The organism is Paenibacillus baimaensis, from assembly GCF_025567575.1.
The window spans coordinates 50,773-69,605 of the sequence record NZ_JAOQIO010000055.1 but is presented as its reverse complement, the minus strand read 5'-3'; the positions used below and the strand labels follow the sequence as shown (position 1 = coordinate 69,605).

The following is an 18,833-nucleotide window of genomic DNA, read 5'->3' as shown; positions in this document are numbered from 1 at the left end:
TCGCCACGGCAGCTACTCTTCTGTCGTTAAGTTAAATCGGTCTCTATACCTTGGATAGGTATGACGATGGAAAGTAAGGGCCTAGACCCGTATAGCCATGGGATGGGCAGGTTAGCGCAATTGTTAAGTGTTAGGATCATTAGTAATATAGGAGAATACTAACCTTGCTTAATACTTAAGTTACAGGGGGATTTATTACAAGGAGGGGTAACTTACAATGCATTATGACGTAATTGTACTTGGAGCAGGTTCGATGGGGATGGCGGCAGGTTATTTTTTATCAAAGAGTGGGAAAAGAACGTTATTAGTAGATTCCTTTAACCCGCCCCATAACAAAGGGAGTCATCACGGAGACACGAGAATCATTCGGCATGCGTATGGTGAAGGTGAAAAATATGTTCCGTTGGCACTCAAGGCTCAAGAATTATGGAATGACTTAGAGAAAGTGACGGGAAAACAATTATTTCTCCCAACCGGGGTTCTGAACGTGGGTTATGAAAAAACGGATTTTATCCAGAATATCATCTCAAGTTCAAAAACCTATTCATTGCCACTTGAGATTTTAGGTTCAATTGAAGTGAATAAGCGTTGGCCCGGCATCACTTTACCGAACAAGTACATTGGTTGCTTCGAACCAACATCAGGAGTGCTGAAATGTGAGGAATGCATTGAAGCATATCGAGAACTCGCAGAGCGAAACGGAGCTGCCATCATAACCAATAGTAAAGTGAAAGAAATAATGGTTCATGATAAAAAAGTTACCATCAAAACCGATGATCATACTTTTAGTGCTAATGCGTTAGTGGTTTCAGCAGGAGCCTGGTCAGGAAGTCTCCTTTCCATGTTGGATTTAAATGTTCCACTAAATCCAGTAAGAAAAACATTTGCTTGGTTTGATGTCAATGAAGATTTATATAATCATAAGGAATTTCCTGCCTTTTCGTTTGAGACATCTCAAGGACATTATTATGGTTTTCCAAACATCGATGGTTCCGGATTAAAAGTAGGCCGACATGATGGAGGAGAAACAATCAATCCAGATGAAGCCATCCTGGGATTTGGTGAACTAGAGAAAGACGCGACAGATTTAAGACAATTTTTACATCACTATATGCCTTCTACACAACAATTGAAGTACGGTAAAACATGTATGTATACACTAACTCCTGATGAAGATTTCATTATCGATTTGCATCCAACGTATTCAAACGTTGCAATTGCATCAGGTTTCTCAGGACATGGCTTTAAATTTAGCAGTGTAGTTGGACAGATTTTAAGTGAATTGATTATATCAGGGAAAACTGAACACAACATTTCTCCTTTTTCAATCAATCGATTTTAAGAAAATTCTTTAACTATCGGGACACTATAGTTGAACAACAAGAGCAGTTCTGCCGCGGCAGGAGAGATAATAACACTATTGTGTTAAAAAAACTAAATTTCAACATCGCAGTATTCGGAACTTACCGTTTTCTCGTAATGTCGTTTCGACTATTCTTGGTTTGTTTGTTCTTTACATCATGCCTGTCATAGCCCAGCTCGTATCCAGTTCGCTTCCAGTGCTTCCCGCAGCCTTAGTTGGTAAACCCGATCTGCTTGCGATACTGCCCTGGCGGCATACCGACGATACGCTTGAACATCCGGATGAAATTGGAGTAGTCGTTAAAGCCAGACATTTGGCAGGCTTCGGTGACATTGTGTCCGTCATGCAGCAGCTTCTTGGCGCGTGAAATTCGTTTCATAAGAATGTAGGAGTGAATGGTGCTACCGGTGCTTTGCCGAAATAGACGGCTCAGGTAGTATCGATTCATGTACACCTGCCGCTCGAGCATCTCCAGAGTCAGATCCTGATCGAGATGATGATCGATATAATCGAGAACGGGTGCCAGCTTCTCCGATACGGCAGACGATTCCGACAGAGCCGTGTTGTTGCGGAAGGAACGGTTAAGCAGCACCAGCAGCTCGATGAAATGAATCGTCAACAGCAGATTGGTTTCTTCGGATGGGAGCAGCAGCAGGGTATCGATCCTTTTGTACAAGGCCATGATCTCCTCCAACTGCTGAGGTTGAAGATGGATTTTATTGTGCTCTCCGGATTCACGCTCTGTAAAGCAATCGAGCAGGCCATATTGAAATATGGACTCAAAGGGTTGAACGATTTCCGGGTCAAAGTGAATAACAATGTTCTCATACGGTGCATCGGATTTGAAGGTCGACTTGTGCAGCTCGCGGTTGTTAATAACGAGCAGGTCGCCGGATTTCATCGGATATACCTTTTTCTCAATGATAAAATTGACGTCACCCGCAATAAAAAAATAAACTTCAAAACGTTCATGCAAATGAAAATCCATCTTGGGCGGCGGCGACAAACGTCTATGGTTGTATTGAAGCTGGGAAGTATTAGTATGGATATTGAAGTTCACAGAGGACACACCTTCCGAATAAATAAGGTCTCATCAGCATAAAGTCAAAAAAAGCAAGAAACACGGCAATTGACGCAATGTATTTGTTTTTATTATACTGCATTATAAAGCTAACTTTAATCTTATGTTCAAGAATATGCTTTTGGACATAACCAATCTGAAGAAATTAGGTGAATCCATTGACAACATTGGGTACAGCAATAATCGGGCTCGGAGCCATTTCAGGGGTCCATTTAAAGGCAATAGCAGATTTGGAACTGACAGATTTGAAAGCGGTTGTAGATATTGATGAAAACCGGGCACGTCAGGTAGCAGAGGAATACGGCTGCGATTATTACACCGACTATAAGGAAATGCTCAAACGCGATGATATTCAGGTTGTTCACCTGTGCACGGCACATTACTTGCATTCTCCGATGGCGATTGATGTGTTGCGAGCAGGCAAGCATGTGCTGACCGAGAAGCCGATGGCAGAAAATATAGCTTCCGCTCAAAAAATGCTGCAGGCAGCTGTCGAGAATCCGAATGTACAGCTAGGCGTTATTTTTCAAAACCGTTACAATGCCCCATCCCAAAGAATGAAGCAGTATGTTGAATCCGGTGAGCTGGGCAAGCTGATCTGCATGAAGGGAATTGTTACCTGGAATCGGACAGCGGCTTATTATGAAACCGAGTGGAAAGGCAAGTGGGCAACCGAAGGTGGAGGCGTACTGATTAATCAGTCGATTCATACGGTCGATTTACTGCAATGGCTTGGTGGCGAAATTTCATCCGTAAAGGGCTCGATTTCTACCGATTCCCTAGAGGGCGTTATCGAAGTGGAAGATTCGGCACATGCCTACATTGAATTTAAAAATGGAGCTACTGCGATCTTCTACGCAACCAATGCATATGGACGCAACTCACCGGTTGAGGTGGAGCTCGTATTCGAGCAAGGAACCTTGCTGCAGCGGGGCGATTCGCTGTACCTTGATCAAGACGGCAAGCTTACCACGTTGGAGGAGCCTGTGGTCAACACTCTGGGTGAGAAATCATATTGGGGAATGAGCCACGAGCTGCAAATTCGTGATTACTACGAGCATCTGCTGGCAGGTAAACCGTTCTGGATCGATGGACCAGAAGGCTTCAATGGTTTCCGTGTGGTGATGGACATTTATGAATCCTCACGTACTGGCCAAAAGATCGTTTACAATGGCGCAGAAGTAGCTTTGTAAGAAATCAACAAATTCGGCTGCTAGATTGCAATTTAATGATATATGATCCAACAGGGTGCTTCTAGAACGATTAGAGGTACCCTGTTTTTTTGTTTTCCCTGAGACTATTTCTTGATTTTGAAACCGAAAGAAACCCTCGTGGTGTACGAGGGCTTCAGTTTGTACTACTGCAGCTGCTTATAGAACGCAATAACCTTTTCCTCATATTCCTTCGCAAATTTGGCATGGGACTTGACGTGCTCTTTACCGGTCGTCTGCCAAATTTGAAAACGGTCCTTATGCTTCGCCCACATCGATTCACTGTTCACATAGGGAACAGATTGGTCCTCTATGCTGTGAATAAACAAGACAGGACGCGGGTACACATGATCTACGGCGCTCAACGCATCGACTTGATCAGGGTCCATATTCGTCAAACGAGGCAAAATCCCCAAAATAAGCGGTGTATAGGGGAAGCTCGGCAGGTGCGACCAAACAGGAAGGTTATCTTCCAAATAACGAGTTAGATGATTAAAGGGACTGTCCGCGACGACACCGGCAACATCAGGCTCATCCGCAGCTGCAAGCAGCGAGGTTGCAGCACCCATTGAAAATCCGTGAAGTGCTATACGTCCGGGATGATGAGTTCGAACCCAGTCGATGGCTCCGAGCACATCCGCCTTTTCCAGATAACCCACCGTAGTCAAGTTACCGCCGGATTCACCTGAATTGCGAAAATCGAACATCACAACATCAAAGCCAGCGGCGGATAAAGCCTTGGTCAATTTGATGGCCTCTGCACCGCTCTGCAGCCGGTTTTCCCGATAACCATGGGCCATAATGATTGTCAGCTTGTCCGGTGTTGGCTCTGTAGCAGCCGGGATGTACCAGCCTTCCAGTGTGACATCCTGAGACCGGCTCGGAAATTGGATAGGTGTATAGGCTAGTCCATAACGGTCTGGGCTATCGGCCAGCGCTTTGCGTGCCGGATGAGTCAACTGCCAGCCTACATAGGTAGAAACACCAACACTGACCAACAATAGGATGACAACCAACAGGATCAAGGCCAACAGCACGGTTTTAAAGGGGGTGCGCCGAGGACGGGCTGCTCTTGTAATCATCAAGGTCGGTCGCATGGGAATCGTTCCTTTCTAGAATGGCTTATTTAAATCGATGGTAGATCATAGAACCGCAAGCGGCGATAATAAGCATGATTGCTGCCCATAGCGGCGCAGACAGCGTCCAGAATGCAGGTATAATGATCAGCACGAGCATACATAGATGCAGGGTCAAGCGGACTACCCGCAGAGATTGCTTCCGCAGATGTGGTGAGAGCGGATATATATGCTGCCATAGATGCTCGCGATAATAACGCAGCAGGTCGGCAAGTTGAACAGCACTAAAGATGGCTAGAATGGCATACAATACAGCTGCCAATATTTTATTGTCAAAAGCGATCATCAGCAGTATACCAATGACAGTGAAACGGCAGGTCATGCCGAACAGTTCGGAGCGCAGCCAAACGAGCGTAAATAAATATTTATAGGTGGATTTACGTTGAAACGGGATGAAATTTACTATTTTATTTAACCAACGTATGTTTCTTGCTTTGCCACGCAGTTCGGGCACATCGATAAACAGGTTCAGAATCCGATAAATACTCGCCTTATGCCGCAGCTCCCAATCAATGAGCAAATTCCAATGTACTTTGTACTGCCGTGGAAGCCGAAGAATACCCAGGTAAGCCAGAGAACCAACCGCTAGTATCCCTGCTCCATACCCAGGCCCCAGGTTGAAAACGGTGTAGGTCGGTCCGGCGCACAGCAGCCATCGCAGCACAATGAATAGGTAACGCGTTCGCTGCTCCAGAAGCTGCTGCTCTGTCCATTTGCCAAACAGCAGCACCTGTTTAAATACAAGCCAGACGAGCAGCAGCAGTAAGAATAACCAACCGCTTGAAGGCGCAAGCTTATGATACATCGGCCAGACGATCAACCAGCCAACGGCAACCAGGATAGACCCAATAATCCGGGCTCTGCGCATTGCCGTTTGCAAATAGATGGCCATCGCTGGCTCCTGCGGTAGCAGGAACAATGTATCTGCTTGCTGTAAATAGGTGCGAATACGGCCGCCGCCAAGCACGAGCATCATACAAACCGTCGCTGTGAGCTGCCAAGGAAACTCTGGTGTTACCCACTGCAGGAATTGTCGATATCCGATCATAAAGACAAGAAAGCCGATACCCGCAGCAATGGACAAGCTTTGCAGTGCGTAATGCAGGTAAGGACGAATTTCTTTGAGGAATTCCGCCTCTCGGCGACGGTATAAGGCTTGGGTATCCATCATCGCGGGTCGCCCCTTGTTACCAGCTCGCAGAATAGATCGTCCAAGGATGCAGAAGGCATACCCGCAGCAGCCTGCAGCGCATCTACAGGACCTGAAGCAATCAGCTTGCCTTGATGCAGGACGAGAAATCGGTCGCAATAACGTTCAATGGTAGCCAGAATATGAGAGCTGATGAGAATCGAGGCACCGCTTTGTTTAACACTGACCAATAGCTCCAGCAGAGATCGCATGCTTAAGGGATCCAAGCCAAGAAAGGGCTCATCAATAATATACAGCTCCGGCTGCACGAGGAATGCGCACAGTATCATGACTTTTTGGCGCATCCCTTTGGACAGGTGGGAGGATAATCGTTCCTGGTAAGCATCCATCTGAAATTGCTTGAGCAGCACGGCAGCGCGTTCCTCGTAGGAAGCTTTATCCAGTCCATAGGCCATAGCGGTTAGCTCCATATGCTCTCGAACGTTCAATTCTTCGTATAATAAAGGGCTTTCTGGCACATAGGCAAACGTTTGCCGATATTTTTCCTGGGATGCCGCCAAGGTCTGTCCATTCAGACGAATCTCCCCTTGATGGGGCATCATAAGTCCGAGGATATGCTTGATGGTCGTGCTTTTTCCTGCTCCGTTTAGCCCGATCAAGCCGATCATTTCACCCGGTTGCACATGAAAGCTGAGGTTATGCAGTACAGGCTGAAGGCGGCTGTAACCGCCGGTAATGCCGTCTACTTCGAGAATCGGCTGCATGATTATGGTCCTCCCTTAAATCCGTATCTACTAAGAGTAGCGGAAATAGCAGCAGATTTCCAGTAAGACCTGAGATACCCGTATAGCTGAGCTGTCGAGGCTATGAAGGAAGCAAGAGCCTTACTTCCCTTTATCCTTGGAAGCGTCTTTAGAAGATTCATTTGTAGAACCCTTCTGTTCCTTCGAAACATCCTTTGAACTGCTTTTCTGTTTTTGGGAGGAATCACTTGTCTGGGAGCCCGATTCTGATTGATCCTTCTGCAGCTTTTTTAGCTGATCCTTGTTGGATTTGCGCAGCTTTTCGGATTCCTGAAATTCATATTGCTTAATATCCTTGTACATGTTCATTTGTTCCTTGAGTGCAGAATCGATCGGTTTGTCAGACGATTGCTGCTGTCCCTGGGCTTTTTGCTGGTTTCCACTTTGTTGTTCTGCTTTTTTTCCTCCGCAGCCTGCTACTGACATGAATACGGAAACACTGATGAGCACAGCACTAATTGATATCATGAACCGGATTGGTAAAGCCTTCATAACGTCAGCCCCTTTTTGAGAGAATTAATGATAGGTTGCCCGATACGTCTTCAGAACATGACATGAGAAAAAAATTGATTTTTTGTATACATTTGAATACAATATATATATAAACGATGGAATTACGGGAGGGTTTAAGCATGGCAGAAACTTATCGTAAATCCAAGATTGAGCATTATCTGGAATTACTGCAAGTACGCAAGCAAGCTTTAACAGCACAGCTAGAGATGCAGGGCTTGGAAATATCCAAAGAATTTATCTGTGGTCAGCTATCGGCTACCGATTTGATTATTCGCGAAATATCGATGCAATTTGGTTTGAATGAAAATCATACTGAAGGAGGCGATGACCATGTCAGCAAAACTTGTTCCAAGCTCGGATCTTCCAAACCCTCAGCATTCGAGGGCGACAAGGATCCAGGTCGCTAAGCGTTTTATATTCCTCTTGGTCGGGGCAGGCTTAGTTTCAGTTGGTCTGGAAATTTTTCTTGTCCCGAACAATATTATCGACGGTGGGGTAGTCGGTATATCCATTATTTTGTCCCATTTAACTTCATTTCCCCTGGGTGTCTTCCTCTTTATTCTTAACCTACCTTTCTTTTTTCTGGGCTACAAGCAAATCGGTAAAACATTTGCCTTATCGACTCTCATTGGTGTTCTGATTATGTCTGTAGGTACCACATTGCTGCATCCGGTGCCGGCTTTTACGATTGACCCGCTTCTAGCGGCTGTTTTCGGTGGTATCATACTGGGTATTGGTGTCGGGATGGTTATTCGTTATGGAGGTTCACTGGATGGAACGGAAATTGTAGCGATCCTGCTGAACAAAAAATCGCCGTTTTCTGTAGGCGAGATCGTGATGTTCTTCAATTTGTTTATTCTTGCCAGCGCAGGCTTCGTATTTGGCTGGGATCATGCGATGTATTCATTAATTGCTTATTACATAGCTTTCAAAATGATTGATATTACAATAGAAGGCTTCGATGAATCGAAGGCTGTATGGATTATCAGTGACAATTACCGCGATATTGGCGAAGCGATATTGAGTCGTTTGGGACGTGGAGTTACTTATTTGGATGGAGAAGGCGGCTTCACAGGCGGGGAAAAACGTGTGATCTTTTGTGTCATTACCCGATTGGAGGAAGCCAAGATGAAATCGATCGTAGAAAACTATGATCCAACAGCTTTCCTGGCTGTAGGCAATATACATGATGTCAAAGGCGGACGCTTTAAGAAAAAAGACATCCACTAAGCTGTTTATCGGAGGCACAAGGTTATGCGCAGACTGGAAGGCAAAAGAATTGCTATCACGGGGCCGCGCAAGGCTGCGGAGTTAAGCATTATTGTAGAAAAGATGGGTGGTATTCCATTGGTTCGTCCGGCTCAAGGGACGGTTGCGGTTGAGGACCATAAAGTCGAGGCGGAAGTAAGGAAGCTGATTGAAGAAGGCGTAGACTGGATCATATTGACCACGGGCGTAGGCACGGAGATGTTGTACCAGGCTGCTGAACGGATGGCTCTGGCTGATGCTTTTGTTGAACGTCTTCAACAAACACAGATTGCGGCCAGAGGCTACAAGACGGTGAAATATTTGAAAACTCTCGGGCTTGTACCCACCGTTCGCGATGATGATGGTACAACCGTTGGTATACTTCGTGCGCTCCAACCTTATGATATCAAAGATCGGCGGGTGGCGCTGCAGCTTTATGGCGATCATGCGCCGCGGCTTGTGGAATGGCTGAGGCAGCAGCAGGCCGAATATTATGAAATTCTTCCTTATATTCATGTTCCACCGGATTTGGCTGTACTGGATCAATTGATTTCGGAAATTATTGCAGGCTCCGTGGACGCCGTGACCTTCACAAGCACACCACAGGTACGGTTTATGATGGCTTATGCCCGCGAACAGGGGCAGGTTGAAGACTTGTTGACCGCATTTCGTGAGATTACCGTTGCCGTAGCGGTAGGCAAGGTGACGGCGGAGGCGCTCCGAGATGAAGGCATGGAACGCGTGATTGCGCCCGTGGAAGAACGGATGGGCAGTATGATGGTAACTTTGGCTCAATACTACGAGAATGCATAGTATCTGAATGCATAGGTTGGTCTACAATAAAGGATATGGTATACTTTTCCTGAAAAGTTACCCTATCCTTATTTAAGTTGGAGGACTCATGGAATCAAATAGTATCGTACAGCTTCGTAATGTGACCAAGCGGATCGGCTCTAAAACAATTATCGATCGCCTGTCATTTGATGTGCACCCTGGTGAGGTGTTCGGTTTCCTGGGACCTAACGGAGCAGGTAAAACCACAACCATTCGGATGATTGTAGGACTGATGTCGATGACCGAAGGTGAAATACTTGTTAGCAGCCACAATATCAAGAACCAATTTGAGCAAGCGATGAGGCATGTTGGAGCTATTGTGGAAAATCCCGAATTTTATAAGTTTTTGAGCGGTTATCAAAATTTACAGCATTATGCCCGAATGATTCCGGGAATTACCGAGGAACGAATGAACGAAGTGATTGCTCTGGTAAAGCTGGATCATCGGATTCATGATAAAGTAAAGACGTACTCGCTTGGGATGCGTCAGCGGCTTGGTGTGGCGCAGGCTATATTGCATCGGCCCTCCGTATTAATATTGGACGAGCCTACGAATGGCCTTGACCCTGAGGGAATCCGCGAGCTGCGTGATTACTTGCGTAAGCTGTCCAGAGAAGAAGGCCTTGCCGTTATCGTATCCAGCCACTTACTCTCTGAGATGGAGCTGATGTGTGATCGGGTGGCGATCATTCAGAATGGCAAGCTGCTGGATGTAAGATCCTTCAAGGAGATGCAGGCTGAGACCGGACGCCTTGAGGTTCAATTCGATGTGGATCATCTTGAAGCAGCAGCCAGAGCGGCAGCAGAATTTGTCGGTGAACAGGCTGTTGTGCAGCAAGCTGACGGCGTATTGACTGTAAGCCTGACCAGTGAACGAGAAGAGATCGCCGAGCTGAATGCCCGGTTGGTTAGCGCAGGCGTGCGCGTGTACGGAATTCGGACGCATAACAAATCGCTAGAAGATCAATTCCTTGAAATTACGAGGGGGAATCAAATTGTCTAACTTTCTCAGCCTCATCCAAAATGAGCAAATGAAAATATACAGCAGGGCACGTACGTGGATTATGCTTGCGATATTGGTGTTGGTTGTCGTATTGTGGGCGGTTATGCTCAAATATGTGGTGGAGTCGGGTCTCAACAGTATGATTTCATTCGTATCGATGAGTACAAGTCTGTCGACACTGGTATTCATTTTTACAGTCATTGTAGCTGGTGACAGCGTGGCCTCGGAGTTTACCTGGGGAACCATTAAACTGCTATTAATCCGGCCTGCGACAAGATCCAAGGTTTTGGCGTCTAAATATATATCCGTTGTGCTTTTTTTAATCACATTGCTGCTGGTTCTGCTGATCGCATCCTATTTTGTTGGACTGATATTTTTCGGTCTTGGAGGTATGATACCCGAACAGGACTCGTTCACAGACATATTGAAAACGTATGGCTTCAAAGGTATTGATCTGCTGATGTCGATTACTTTGGCTTTTATGATTTCAGCTGCTTTTCGCAGCAGTTCGCTTGCTATCGGGTTATCGTTTTTGTTAATGTTCGTGACTTCATCCGGACTGATTTTTGTTTTGGCACAATTCAAATATACATGGGTCAAATATTTGCTGTTTGCCAACACAGACTTATCTATCTACCATTCAGGCGGTAAGCCGTTGGTGGAAGGAATGTCGCTTGGTTTTTCAATTTCAATGCTTGTTGCTTATTGGGTTGTGTTCTATGGGGTTTCTTGGCTATTTTTCACCAAACGTGATATTGCCAGCTAACGGATACACAGTGTAGAGTCTCAACCTTATACTTCAAAAAAACATCAATAGCCGAGCGCGTCAGCGAAATTAATATTCTCGCTGACGCGCTCGGCTGTATGTATGAAGAAGGACATGCATATATAAGTACTAGAGCGTGTCTCCCAATAGCTCAATAACCCGTTCCTCCAGAAGAAGCGGATCAATGGGCTTGGACATATAATCCTGTGCACCGAGCTTGATACCGCGTACAACGGTGTCTCGTCGTGCATCGCCAGTTAGCAGGAGAATCGGGATAGCTGCCGTTTCCGGTGTGGATTTTAACTTTGTTAAAGCCTCAAGACCATTCATACCGGGAAGATTAATATCAAGTAGAATAAGATCATAATGAGCAATACGAGAGATCAGCACAAGGAAATCGTTAGCTGTTGAAAAGATGTCTATATCATATCGATGTTCGAAAATTTGTCTGACTAACAAGCAAAAAGGGGAGCTATCGTCGATGAGAGCAATTTGTTTGTTCATGCTTTGGGTCACTTCCTTATTATATGGGGGGATGATTCGATATGGTTGATATTAGCAGAGAACAACGCATGCAGGCAATTATAGTCAAAGCACGCAGGATGTTTTTACAGGATGCCTTGGAACGTGAAGCCGCACTTAGAGCAGATATGGTACTGTGGAATCGGCAGCAGTTGTCGAACCAGCAGATCGGCGAGCATATGTATCTATATGTTCATACACTCAAAGGGGTCGCTCAAACTGTGGGCTGCGATCAGGTGCATCAGCTCAGTGAAGCGGCCGACTCTTACAGTATACGGCATCAGAATGATTGGACGGAAGAGGTAATTCAAGAGCTGCGCCAATACTTGGATCAGCTTCATATCGAGCTGCAGCGCGAGCTTGGTCATGCGGAGGCTTTATGATTGAAAAAGTGTTGATCATATCGATCCTGACTTTTATTATTCATGCTGTGGAAACCTTGTCTTATGGCGTACGTCTGGCTGGGGTTAGAACAGGGAAGCTGGCCGTTGCTCTATCGCTAACCGGGATGATTGTGCTTGTATCGAGAACCTCGAATTTGGCCCAAGCCCCCATGATGGGCAAAATCGTGGATTATGCCAAGCTTCACGCGGAATATTCCTTGGAGGCTCAACTGCATATCTTTATTGCAGCCGCTTCACTCGGCACTTTGTTTGCGATCGTATTCATTCCGACAGCGATCAGGCTGTCCGTCAGTCTGATCAGCCGTTTGGAGGAAACGGGTTCGCTCCCGAGGCTGCTTCGCGAATCGGTTTCGATTCGCAAGCTTAAGGTTGTTCGAAGACATGTGCAAATGCCCAGCTGGGCGATGCTGTCGAGACTGCGAATCGGCGGTGTACCCAAACGGTTGCTTATTCTGAATATGTTGGTAACTGGAATCTACACGGTTGGCGTTTTGGCAGCACTGTATGCTTCCTTTTTATTACCTGAATACAGCGTGACGGCGTCACAATCATCCGGCTTGATCAATGGGGTTGCCACCATTCTAATGACGATACTGGTCGACCCTCAAGTCGCACTGATGACGGACAGGGCGATGAATGGTAACGAAAGTTTGGCGCAAATTAATAAAATGTATGGATTGCTGATGTTTTCGCGTTTTTTTGGTACGGTGCTTGCCCAGGTTTTATTGGTACCCGGCACGTATTTGATAACGGCGGTAGTCCCTTTTTGGTAATGCAATCGGTTCTATTAAGGCATCGTATGGGAAGAAAAGGAACTTGATTAATCGAGTGGATTCTGATAAGTAATGAATAGTAAAACTTTAGAGGAAAGGGGATAGGAATTACAAATTGCAGGAGAAAGTAACGTGTGATCATCGAGTAATGGAAATAATATCAAAGGATTACAGAATATAATGGAGTTCGCACAATTTGCGTTGTTCGTAAAATTTCGACAAAAAATGATACTGTATTTTGTTATAGTCACTAGTAGTATAGTTAATTATAACCAAAATAACAATATCATTTTTATTAAGAAGCAGGAATATATACCTAAATATGGTCTTTTAAGCTGTCCTCGACATAATCGGGGGCAGCTTTTTTGATTTGCTGTACGGTGTGCAGATAACGTTGAGTTGTATTGATGTGTGTATGGCCGAGCGACTCCTGAACCTGTTGTAATGAAGCGCCGCGGAGAAGAGCCAGGGTGGCATTGGTATGTCTAAGCCAATGGGGAGTTACCTTTTTGTCCACTCCCCACTGTTCACGAGCTTTTTGGATCATTTTTTCAACAGCTCTTACGGTTATCGGGAAAATTCTTTGATCCCGCTGACCTTCATTTTGTTTCAAATCTTGAATATAGGGTTCGAGCAGTCTCCACAGCATGGGTGGGACCTTGACTTCTCGCTCCTTGCCTCCCTTACCGTAAACCGTCAGCCACATGGATGACTCCTCTGGATCGGAATGAAAGTGTCCACTTTCAATAGAAATTAATTCGGACACGCGCAGACCAAGGAGAACAAGCGTTAATCCAATCATATAGTTACGCAATCCTTGCCGTTTTAGCTGTTGGATCAAGCAAACGACTTCGTTTTTTGTCAAATAATGATTTCTGCTGGTAACGGATACTTTGGGGGTGCGGACAGAGGTGGTCGGATTTTTTGTGAAAATGTTGATGTTCGGATCACTGCCCCATTTATAAAGAGAACGCACAGGAGCTATATAAACAGCAACTGTTGCGGGAGCTTGGGGACTATTGTTTTTACTAAAAAAGCCTTGAATTAACCCAAGTTTATACACCTCGATTTCTCTCCAGGTTACATCTCGCAATGACTTGTTGCCAATGAAAGCCCGAAATTTGTTAATAGCAATCCGGTAATTTCTAATGGTGTATGTGGAACGATGACATGCTGCTATAAACATATTAAGGATTTGATCATCAGTGTAGGTTTCATTGTGTTCCCCGAGAGTTGCAAGTACCGGTGAAACCGTTTGTGGGCGCATATAGTGCCTCCTTATTATGCGAACAACGCAAATTGTACGAACTTTAGTTTAGCATGTTGAACTGAAAGGAGAAATGCAAATAAATGATTTATTTGTAAATTTAGGATATCTGTAGATGGAATTTCCTTCTTTCTGGAAGGGTTCTATCTTTTTTTGCTAATACGAAGGGAGGAGCATCGATTGCAGGAGCATTTCGTGATGAAATCATTATTGCATCTGAAGGAAAAGGATTTGGACACCTACGAGCACAGCATACGCGTGGGAAAGTTGGCCGAGTATATCGCCTCCCGTTTCGGTTTTGATGAACGCATGACGGATCATCTGGTTACAGGCTGCTATTTGCATGACATCGGCAAGATTGGGATACCGCAGAACGTTTTGATCAAATCGACTGGTCTCGATTCGGATGAATGGGAAGCAATGAAAAGACATCCCTCTCTGGGTATGACGATGCTGCAGGATTGTGCAACCATTGATCAGGAAATTATCGATATCATCGCGTATCATCATGAGCGCTGGAACGGAACCGGGTATCCATACGGACTGAGCGGCGAACAAATTCCGCTGCTGGCAAGGTGGTGTTCTATTATTGATTCCTTGGATTGCATGCTGTCTGACCGTCCTTATCGCAAACGGCTGTCTCTAAAGGAGGCCAAAGATGAGCTTTTACTACAAAGTGATCAACAATTCGACAAGCATTTGGTTCATAAACTGTTAAGCCTGTCTGACGTCGCATTAACAAAAGTACAGACAATAGATAGATAACAACTCGGGGAGAGTGGCTATAGGATGAAAATGACAGTCTCTAAAAAGCTTTACAGTGGTTTCTTTGCAATTTTGCTCCTTTTGGCTGGAGTCGCCAGCATCAGTTATTATCAAATGAGTATAATTGATAAATCGTATGGGGATCTGATCGATAATCGTGCATACAAAGTAAGTTTGACCAAAGACATGCTTCTAGCCGTAAGAGAAGAACAAATCATGATTCGCAGTTATTTATTGATAGGCGATGAAAAGTATATTCAGAATTGGGAAACGGCTAAAGAGCAATTCAAAAAAAACAGTGCCAAATTCAATAAAATATTGGATACGGCCAAGGGCGCAGAATATTTGTCTCAGCTGGATCAGCTGGAATCACAATATAACCAGATCGGCAGTCAGTCTATTCAGTTAAAGAAACAAAACAACTTGGACGAGGCTTTGAAAATTTCCGAAACACAGGCAGGTCCTGTCGTTGATAAAATAACCCAGGTTGGTAAAGATTTAATTCAGCTGCAGCAGGATATGTTGGATAAAGGTAATGAGGATAATTCCAAAAAGGTCAGCTCCACACTGTTCTGGTTGTTGACATTAAGTATCTTAGCCGTTATCGCCGGAATCGGTGTTGCTTTTTACATCAGCCGTCAAATATCGCTGCCTATTATGGAAGTGGCGAAATCCGCTGAAAGAATTGCGAATGGAGATCTGACAGGGGACCCGCTTTCCATCAAAAACCGTGATGAAATTGGAGATATGGCAATTGCATTTAATAAAATGTCAGCCAGCATAACTGCAATTATTAGTACTGTAATCATATCCTCACAAAATCTTTCAGCAGCCGCGCAGCAGATCTCGGCCAGCACCGAGGAAATTGCCAGCGGAAGTGCCAATCAGGCGAGCTCTGCGCAAACGATCAATGAACTGTTCAGAGAGCTGTCCGTAGCGATTACTTCTGTAGCCAATGGAGCCGAGCAGGCAGCTGAATTATCGAATAATACGATGGACCTTGCTCAGGAAGGCGGCCAAGTGCTGCGTTCGTCTATTGAAGGGATGAATTTGGCTAATGAACAAATGGCGCGGCTGGAGGAAGATTCGAATAAGATTGGTGAAATCATTGAAGTCATTGATGATATTGCCGATCAAACGAATCTGCTCGCCTTGAATGCAGCGATCGAAGCGGCAAGGGCAGGAGATCAGGGCAGAGGTTTTGCCGTTGTGGCAGACGAGGTCCGTAAGCTTGCGGAGCGCAGTAGTGAAGCGACCAAGCAAATAACTGCAATCATTAAAGGCATGCAAAAAAATACCTTGTTAAGCATCTCGGCAGTTAATCAAGGTGTAGTGTCCTCACAAAAAACCGGAGAGTCCTTCGAAAGTATCGTATACATGGTCAACGATTCAGCGAATAAAGTATCGGAAATTGCCGCTGCCAGCGAGCAGCAGGCTGCACAAACCTCGGAGGTTCTGCTTTCGATTGAAAGTATTTCTGCGGCCACTGAGGAGGCGGCAGCCAGCAGTGAGGAAACCGCCTCGGCAGCGCAATCATTGGCTATGCTGGCGGAGGAACTGAATATAGCAGTCGAAATGTTTAAAATCAAGTAGGTAAGAAGGTGAATGTATTGAAAACAACCCACCAGGATCAGTATATCGAGGTTGGGATCGGCAATGAAAAATATGCTTTAAGAATTGATGATATTCATGAGATCATCAAGATGCAAACCATTACTTGCATTCCTAATACGAGATCATATATTAAAGGTGTTATTAACTTGAGAAGCAAGATCATTTCTATTATCAGCTTGAGAGCTCGCTTTGGCCTCGCTGAGGAGGATAACACCAAGCTGACCCGCATCGTCGTTGTCAATTTTATGGGTGAAATGGTCGGAATTATTGTAGACAGGGTCAATCAGGTAACGTCTTTCTCCGCCATTCAGGAGCCACCTGATCATTCCGGTGATAAACAAACGGCTTATTTTTCGGGAATTGGTCATGCGGAAGCTGGTCTGGTATTCATTTTAAATCTTATAAATATTTTACAGGAATAATTCCACATGGTTAGTCCATGTTATACTGCTACGGAATATGCCATTTTATCAAGACTTACAATGCTGGGCATTCCGTAGTGAATTTCAGAGGCTGTAAGACTTGGTGTGTCTCCCATAGGACCTTTCCGCGCTAGTGAGCCCTTCCGTGCGGAGAGGACCTTCGTGGAGGCCATACAGAGCTAATGGTGACCTTCCGTTACTTCTTGGATTGCATCATACTTATATTTCAGTTATACTCAAAGAGCTATTGATTAATCACTAACGAATGAAGGGTGGAGTTTGTAGTGGTCAAAAGTGATACGACCTCTGTTAATCGCAAGACGGAAATTATATCAGCTGCAATCGAAGTATTTGCCGAAATCGGGTATTACCGGGCGACTACAGCGCAGGTTGCACAGCGGGCGAATATATCTCAGCCTTATATTTTTCGCTTTTTTGCGACCAAGGAAGCTTTGCTGCTAGCCGCGCTGGAGGTATCGTGGACGAGGATTATCGATTCCTTCCGACTTGTGGTGGATTCTGCATCACCAGAACGGCTGGAAACCAGTCTGAGCGGAGCGTATGAGGATATAATGAAATCTTATCAGAATGAGACGCTTCTCCAAATGCAGGCGCTGACAATTCAAGAGGAAGCGATTCGGGAGTCAATGCGTTGTGGATTTCGGGAAGTACGTCATATTGTGCTGGAAGCTTTTCGCAGTGCAGGAATTCATAACCCGGAAGAGCGAACGCTTATTTTTCTCGCAAGAGGAATGCTGTGCAATATTTCAATGGCAGTCGGTTTGCCCGAATTGATGGAGGAGTGAGTTGGTCATACAGCTCCTTTAAATTAGTTATTGACTAATCAATAACTAATTGGTATATTGTCATCAAGTTAGTAATTGATCAATAACAAAAAAGAAAAGAGGCTGATGAAAATGAAAAAAGCAATCGTGGTAGGTGCAACAGGAGGAACAGGTGCGGTTGTGACGGCAGAGCTGGTCAAACGGGGTGTTGATACGATCGCTTTTGGACGATCGCGGGTTAAACTAGAGCAATTGGCGGCACGTCTTGGCAATCCGGCTCATTTATCGCTGGCCGTTGGTGATGCTTTCCAGTCCGACGACATTGCGGCCGCGTCAAAAGAAGTAGATGTTTTATTTCACTGCGCGAACGTACCGTACAACGAGATGCACAGCAAATTGATTCCACTTGGTGAAGCGATTATGGAAGCTGCCAATCGGCTTAGTCTTAAAGTCGTCGCCGTAGATGGCATTTATCCATACGGAAAACGGCAGATGGACAAAGTAACCGAGGAACATCCGAAGCAGCCGCACACGAAGAAAGGCAAGGTCCGGCTGGCGTTTGAACAGATGATGTTCAGCGATAGATGGGATCATGCGCAGGTGATGATTGTACGGCTGCCCGATTATTACGGGCCAACGGCCAATGAAGCTTCTTATCTTGGATCTACACTCGAAGCCATAGCGGCAGGCAAAATGGCGTTTTATATCGGCAACAAGCACATTCCCCGCGAATTCGTATATTTGCCGGACGCGGCGGTCATGATTGTCGAGCTTGCCGGTAAAGATTTTGCTTATGGCCAAAATTGGCATATTCCCGGATCTGGTATCATCTCTGGTCAAGAAATAGTTCGAATAGCCCAAAAGGTGAGCACAACCAACAAGCCTGTCATATCGTTGGGAAGAATAGGCCTGTCCTTGCTCGGCGTGTTTGTTCCCGTCATGAAGGAGGTAGTGGAGATGTTGTATTTAACTGAGGAACCGCTACTTCTGAGCGGGGAGAAATACGAGCGGCTGATCGGCCCGATTCCGGCGACCACCTTCGAGAAAGGTATAGCCTCAACTATTCATACCTTACAAGAACGGAAAAAGGTAATAAATATTTGAAGTTATTGATTGAACAATAAAAGTGATGTTCAACGCGCTGAAGTTGAACAGGAATCCCGGATTGGTTTA

General features: G+C 45.2%; 21 protein-coding genes. 14 read left to right on the top strand and 7 right to left on the bottom strand.

Annotated elements, in window-relative coordinates:
• Nucleotides 1-217: 217 nt before the first annotated feature.
• Entirely contained in the window at nt 218-1,342 is a 1,125-nt protein-coding gene (gene solA, locus OB236_RS15730) for an N-methyl-L-tryptophan oxidase (RefSeq protein ID WP_262684842.1), read from the top strand.
• Between the two features lie 232 nt (nt 1,343-1,574).
• On the opposite strand, the gene OB236_RS15725 is transcribed toward solA, so the two are convergent.
• Nucleotides 1,575-2,423 carry an AraC family transcriptional regulator gene (locus OB236_RS15725; protein WP_256711386.1) on the bottom strand — a complete coding sequence of 283 codons (849 nt, stop codon included), beginning with the start codon at nt 2,421-2,423 and terminating at the stop codon, nt 1,575-1,577.
• Nucleotides 2,424-2,602: 179 nt separating this feature from the next.
• On the opposite strand from OB236_RS15725, the gene OB236_RS15720 reads away from it, so the two are divergent.
• On the top strand, nt 2,603-3,637 hold the full coding sequence (locus OB236_RS15720; protein WP_262684841.1) for a Gfo/Idh/MocA family protein: 1,035 nt from the start codon (nt 2,603-2,605) through the stop codon (nt 3,635-3,637).
• A 164-nt stretch (nt 3,638-3,801) separates the two neighbouring features.
• Here the strand turns inward: OB236_RS15720 and OB236_RS15715 are convergent, their stop codons facing one another.
• The 4 genes from OB236_RS15715 to OB236_RS15700 form a co-directional block, all read right to left on the bottom strand.
• Complete coding sequence (locus OB236_RS15715; protein WP_076233367.1) at nt 3,802-4,752, bottom strand: alpha/beta hydrolase; 951 nt, start codon at nt 4,750-4,752, stop codon at nt 3,802-3,804.
• Between the two features lie 25 nt (nt 4,753-4,777).
• Nucleotides 4,778-5,962, bottom strand: coding sequence for an ABC transporter permease (locus tag OB236_RS15710; RefSeq protein WP_262684840.1), 1,185 nt, complete (start codon nt 5,960-5,962; stop codon nt 4,778-4,780).
• Nucleotides 5,959-6,705, bottom strand: a complete 747-nt coding sequence (locus OB236_RS15705; RefSeq protein WP_262684839.1) for an ABC transporter ATP-binding protein — start codon at nt 6,703-6,705, stop codon at nt 5,959-5,961. The genes OB236_RS15710 and OB236_RS15705 overlap by 4 nt, the downstream gene beginning before the upstream one ends.
• Before the next feature lie 120 nt (nt 6,706-6,825).
• Complete coding sequence (locus OB236_RS15700; RefSeq protein ID WP_262684838.1) at nt 6,826-7,236, bottom strand: hypothetical protein; 411 nt, start codon at nt 7,234-7,236, stop codon at nt 6,826-6,828.
• Between the two features lie 140 nt (nt 7,237-7,376).
• On the opposite strand from OB236_RS15700, the gene OB236_RS15695 reads away from it, so the two are divergent.
• From OB236_RS15695 to OB236_RS15675, 5 genes are all read left to right on the top strand, one after another.
• Entirely contained in the window at nt 7,377-7,664 is a 288-nt protein-coding gene (locus OB236_RS15695) for a hypothetical protein (protein ID WP_262684837.1), read from the top strand.
• On the top strand, nt 7,582-8,487 hold the full coding sequence (locus tag OB236_RS15690) for a YitT family protein (protein ID WP_408638479.1): 906 nt from the start codon (nt 7,582-7,584) through the stop codon (nt 8,485-8,487). Before OB236_RS15695 ends, OB236_RS15690 begins: the two co-directional genes overlap by 83 nt.
• A gap of 24 nt (nt 8,488-8,511) precedes the next feature.
• Complete coding sequence (locus OB236_RS15685; RefSeq protein ID WP_262684835.1) at nt 8,512-9,318, top strand: uroporphyrinogen-III synthase; 807 nt, start codon at nt 8,512-8,514, stop codon at nt 9,316-9,318.
• An 88-nt stretch (nt 9,319-9,406) separates the two neighbouring features.
• A complete protein-coding gene (locus tag OB236_RS15680) occupies nt 9,407-10,342 on the top strand; it encodes an ABC transporter ATP-binding protein (protein ID WP_262684834.1) in 936 nt (311 codons plus the stop codon).
• A complete protein-coding gene (locus OB236_RS15675; protein ID WP_076233375.1) occupies nt 10,335-11,108 on the top strand; it encodes an ABC transporter permease in 774 nt (257 codons plus the stop codon). Before OB236_RS15680 ends, OB236_RS15675 begins: the two co-directional genes overlap by 8 nt.
• 129 nt (nt 11,109-11,237) lie before the next feature.
• On the opposite strand, the gene OB236_RS15670 is transcribed toward OB236_RS15675, so the two are convergent.
• Entirely contained in the window at nt 11,238-11,612 is a 375-nt protein-coding gene (locus OB236_RS15670; RefSeq protein WP_262684833.1) for a response regulator, read from the bottom strand.
• A 41-nt stretch (nt 11,613-11,653) separates the two neighbouring features.
• On the opposite strand from OB236_RS15670, the gene OB236_RS15665 reads away from it, so the two are divergent.
• On the top strand, nt 11,654-12,013 hold the full coding sequence (locus OB236_RS15665; RefSeq protein ID WP_262684832.1) for an Hpt domain-containing protein: 360 nt from the start codon (nt 11,654-11,656) through the stop codon (nt 12,011-12,013).
• Nucleotides 12,010-12,807 (top strand): lipid II flippase Amj family protein, encoded by a 798-nt coding sequence (locus OB236_RS15660; RefSeq protein WP_179097549.1) that lies wholly within the window; start codon nt 12,010-12,012, stop codon nt 12,805-12,807. Before OB236_RS15665 ends, OB236_RS15660 begins: the two co-directional genes overlap by 4 nt.
• Before the next feature lie 316 nt (nt 12,808-13,123).
• On the opposite strand, the gene OB236_RS15655 is transcribed toward OB236_RS15660, so the two are convergent.
• Nucleotides 13,124-14,074 (bottom strand): tyrosine-type recombinase/integrase, encoded by a 951-nt coding sequence (locus tag OB236_RS15655; protein ID WP_262684831.1) that lies wholly within the window; start codon nt 14,072-14,074, stop codon nt 13,124-13,126.
• A 198-nt stretch (nt 14,075-14,272) separates the two neighbouring features.
• On the opposite strand from OB236_RS15655, the gene OB236_RS15650 reads away from it, so the two are divergent.
• The 5 genes from OB236_RS15650 (at nt 14,273) to OB236_RS15630 (ending at nt 18,764) form a co-directional block, all read left to right on the top strand.
• Entirely contained in the window at nt 14,273-14,839 is a 567-nt protein-coding gene (locus OB236_RS15650) for an HD-GYP domain-containing protein (RefSeq protein ID WP_262684830.1), read from the top strand.
• Nucleotides 14,840-14,863: 24 nt separating this feature from the next.
• Complete coding sequence (locus OB236_RS15645) at nt 14,864-16,432, top strand: methyl-accepting chemotaxis protein (RefSeq protein ID WP_262684829.1); 1,569 nt, start codon at nt 14,864-14,866, stop codon at nt 16,430-16,432.
• Between the two features lie 8 nt (nt 16,433-16,440).
• Complete coding sequence (locus tag OB236_RS15640; RefSeq protein ID WP_408638478.1) at nt 16,441-16,875, top strand: chemotaxis protein CheW; 435 nt, start codon at nt 16,441-16,443, stop codon at nt 16,873-16,875.
• A 284-nt stretch (nt 16,876-17,159) separates the two neighbouring features.
• Nucleotides 17,160-17,681 (top strand): TetR/AcrR family transcriptional regulator, encoded by a 522-nt coding sequence (locus tag OB236_RS15635; RefSeq protein WP_262684827.1) that lies wholly within the window; start codon nt 17,160-17,162, stop codon nt 17,679-17,681.
• 111 nt (nt 17,682-17,792) lie between these two features.
• Entirely contained in the window at nt 17,793-18,764 is a 972-nt protein-coding gene (locus tag OB236_RS15630) for an NAD-dependent epimerase/dehydratase family protein (RefSeq protein WP_262684826.1), read from the top strand.
• The last annotated feature ends 69 nt before the right edge of the window (nt 18,765-18,833 follow it).

Bases quoted from the DNA above. Each gene is read 5' to 3' on its own strand.
- solA (WP_262684842.1), top strand. From the start codon at position 218: ATGCATTATGACGTAATTGTACTTGGAGCAGGTTCGATGGGGATGGCG.
- OB236_RS15715 (WP_076233367.1), bottom strand. From the start codon at position 4,752: ATGCGACCGACCTTGATGATTACAAGAGCAGCCCGTCCTCGGCGCACC.
- OB236_RS15710 (WP_262684840.1), bottom strand. From the start codon at position 5,962: ATGATGGATACCCAAGCCTTATACCGTCGCCGAGAGGCGGAATTCCTC.
- OB236_RS15705 (WP_262684839.1), bottom strand. From the start codon at position 6,705: ATGCAGCCGATTCTCGAAGTAGACGGCATTACCGGCGGTTACAGCCGC.
- OB236_RS15700 (WP_262684838.1), bottom strand. From the start codon at position 7,236: ATGAAGGCTTTACCAATCCGGTTCATGATATCAATTAGTGCTGTGCTC.
- OB236_RS15695 (WP_262684837.1), top strand. From the start codon at position 7,377: ATGGCAGAAACTTATCGTAAATCCAAGATTGAGCATTATCTGGAATTA.
- OB236_RS15690 (WP_408638479.1), top strand. From the start codon at position 7,582: ATGACCATGTCAGCAAAACTTGTTCCAAGCTCGGATCTTCCAAACCCT.
- OB236_RS15685 (WP_262684835.1), top strand. From the start codon at position 8,512: ATGCGCAGACTGGAAGGCAAAAGAATTGCTATCACGGGGCCGCGCAAG.
- OB236_RS15680 (WP_262684834.1), top strand. From the start codon at position 9,407: ATGGAATCAAATAGTATCGTACAGCTTCGTAATGTGACCAAGCGGATC.
- OB236_RS15670 (WP_262684833.1), bottom strand. From the start codon at position 11,612: ATGAACAAACAAATTGCTCTCATCGACGATAGCTCCCCTTTTTGCTTG.
- OB236_RS15665 (WP_262684832.1), top strand. From the start codon at position 11,654: ATGGTTGATATTAGCAGAGAACAACGCATGCAGGCAATTATAGTCAAA.
- OB236_RS15660 (WP_179097549.1), top strand. From the start codon at position 12,010: ATGATTGAAAAAGTGTTGATCATATCGATCCTGACTTTTATTATTCAT.
- OB236_RS15655 (WP_262684831.1), bottom strand. From the start codon at position 14,074: ATGCGCCCACAAACGGTTTCACCGGTACTTGCAACTCTCGGGGAACAC.
- OB236_RS15650 (WP_262684830.1), top strand. From the start codon at position 14,273: ATGAAATCATTATTGCATCTGAAGGAAAAGGATTTGGACACCTACGAG.
- OB236_RS15645 (WP_262684829.1), top strand. From the start codon at position 14,864: ATGAAAATGACAGTCTCTAAAAAGCTTTACAGTGGTTTCTTTGCAATT.
- OB236_RS15630 (WP_262684826.1), top strand. From the start codon at position 17,793: ATGAAAAAAGCAATCGTGGTAGGTGCAACAGGAGGAACAGGTGCGGTT.